The sequence below is a fragment of the Helicobacter sp. UBA3407 genome, assembly GCF_949747025.1.
Lineage (GTDB): Bacteria > Campylobacterota > Campylobacteria > Campylobacterales > Helicobacteraceae > Helicobacter_D > Helicobacter_D ganmani.
The window spans coordinates 1-1761 of the sequence record NZ_CATKCB010000092.1 but is presented as its reverse complement, the minus strand read 5'-3'; the positions used below and the strand labels follow the sequence as shown (position 1 = coordinate 1761).

Annotated in this window: 4 protein-coding genes; 3 read left to right on the top strand and 1 reads right to left on the bottom strand. The window is 38.1% G+C overall.

Translation table 11 applies throughout. The features are described 5' to 3' along the window. Nucleotides 1–141 (bottom strand): glycosyltransferase (locus tag Q1553_RS08475; RefSeq protein ID WP_366525088.1); only part of this gene is annotated, 141 nt, incomplete at its 3' end. A 318-nt stretch (nucleotides 142–459) separates the two neighbouring features. Between Q1553_RS08475 and Q1553_RS02260 the strand changes: the two genes are divergently transcribed. Genes Q1553_RS02260 through Q1553_RS02250 form a run of 3 tightly spaced genes read left to right on the top strand, consistent with a single transcriptional unit; the run spans nucleotide 460 to nucleotide 1594 of the window. Continuing rightward, entirely contained in the window at nucleotides 460–636 is a 177-nt protein-coding gene (locus Q1553_RS02260) for a hypothetical protein (RefSeq protein ID WP_297570490.1), read from the top strand. 16 nt (nucleotides 637–652) lie between these two features. Further along, complete coding sequence (locus Q1553_RS02255) at nucleotides 653–1072, top strand: DUF4879 domain-containing protein (RefSeq protein ID WP_300842723.1); 420 nt, start codon at nucleotides 653–655, stop codon at nucleotides 1070–1072. A gap of 9 nt (nucleotides 1073–1081) precedes the next feature. Beyond that, nucleotides 1082–1594 carry a hypothetical protein gene (locus Q1553_RS02250; RefSeq protein ID WP_115551777.1) on the top strand — a complete coding sequence of 171 codons (513 nt, stop codon included), beginning with the start codon at nucleotides 1082–1084 and terminating at the stop codon, nucleotides 1592–1594. Nucleotides 1595–1761 lie beyond the last annotated feature (167 nt).

Here is a 1761-nt window from a genome sequence, read left to right as displayed (position 1 = left end):
AGCAATTTTTAAGGTATCATCATTGCTTTGATTGTCTAGTAATATGATTTCATCAAAGCATTGAATAGAGCGGAGGCATTCTTGCAAAGTCGCTTGTGCATTTTTGACAAGTATCACAGCAGAGATTTTTGAAAAATCCATTGTTTTTATCCTTGTTTTTGTTGTGCCATTGTAGCAAATTTCATAGCAGAATCTCTTAAAATATGGAATCGTAAGGGCGGGATTCTATAATGGAACTATTTAAAAGATTCTATTGTAGAAATTGATTTTTGCAAGATTATGGATTGCTTCGTTCGTTATCTCTCTCGTAATGACGCAGTGATTAGTCTTTTGTCATTGCGAGACTTCGTCCGAAGTCGTGGCAATCTATAATTTTGTATTAAAAAATAAACAATAGAATCTTAATATTGGCATACTTTTTGCTTAAGATTCTACATATCTTAATTTTAAGAAGTTAAAATGACAAGAAAATTTTTAAGTCTTGCGTTGGCAAGTATTTTAAGTTGTGGAATCGCATTTGGTGCAGATAGCAACTATACCACAGAGGGCAAAGAGAAAATTACACGCAATGGATTAACGCTTTATGTAGAGGCAAACTCACCACATAAGCAAAAAAATTCTGAATGGCGATTTTGATAAAACTTTGGAAAAAATGAAAAAGGCGTATGAGGCAAATAAAAACAATAAAGCAGTCAAAGCTGCAGCTCCTCCTGTATCAGAAGTGGGCATTATGGCGGTTTGCTCTCAACAGCAAGTGGGGCAACTTCAAGATGGTTGTGAGAATATTCAGGACAATCAAACAAGCACAAATTTTAATCACGGCGGTAATCCATTTCAAGTTGTAACAGGCGTTGTAGGCTATGGTGGAAGGAATACTGATAGCGCAACTTTTGCAGGAAATCAAGCAACAATGATAGATTGCGTTGGTATTGCTGGAAGCGATAATGTAGTATTTGGTTGGTGGGAATGGTGGGATATTTCCAAGCCTAGCAATTCTAGTGGTGAATTTGTTTATACTGTTCGTTCCATTAATGTTGGTCCCACAATGAGTGCGAGTATTTATATTAAATAAAGGATTCTTATGCAAATCAACACACAAAATTATCAAAACTTATCATTGTATAAGAATCCCTCCAACCAAACCCAAACAACACAATCCCAAGAGGATTCCAAAACTTTTGGCGAACATTTGGGTATGGTAGTGCCAACAGAGGAGAAGCTAAAGCAATGGGAAAGTGAAAGCCAAAACATACAAGAGGATTCCACTCCCACACTTGATAGAGGGACACGCGCCCTTGCTCTTGCGGCGAAATTTGCTAATGACATAGAAAAGGCGATGAAAGCACAAGGAATCAGTGATGTTTCTAAGCTAGATAAGGCGATTTTCAACCAAGTACGAAGGGAGAGTAGCCTAGAATCTAGCCCTGAAAAAATCCAAGATTTGCTTGATGAGACAATTTTTGCATTGCAAAACGATAGAGTGCAAAGCGGGCATTTAAGCAATGGCGCGTTTGAGAGCCAAGCACAATTTGAAGCGCGAAAGACAAAGACAATAGATATTTTAAGCGAGATTCTGCAAGGGATTAAGGCGTAAGATTCCATTGTTTTATTTTCTTTGCATTATTATGGATTTGCGGCTCAAAGCGGGCAAACTGCTTCGCAAGTCGTGCGCCACGAAGTCTAATGACTTCTCACAAGGACGCATACCAATCTATCTGCGATAGAATCCCGCGAGTCCTATAACAGCTTGGCAATTTCTTT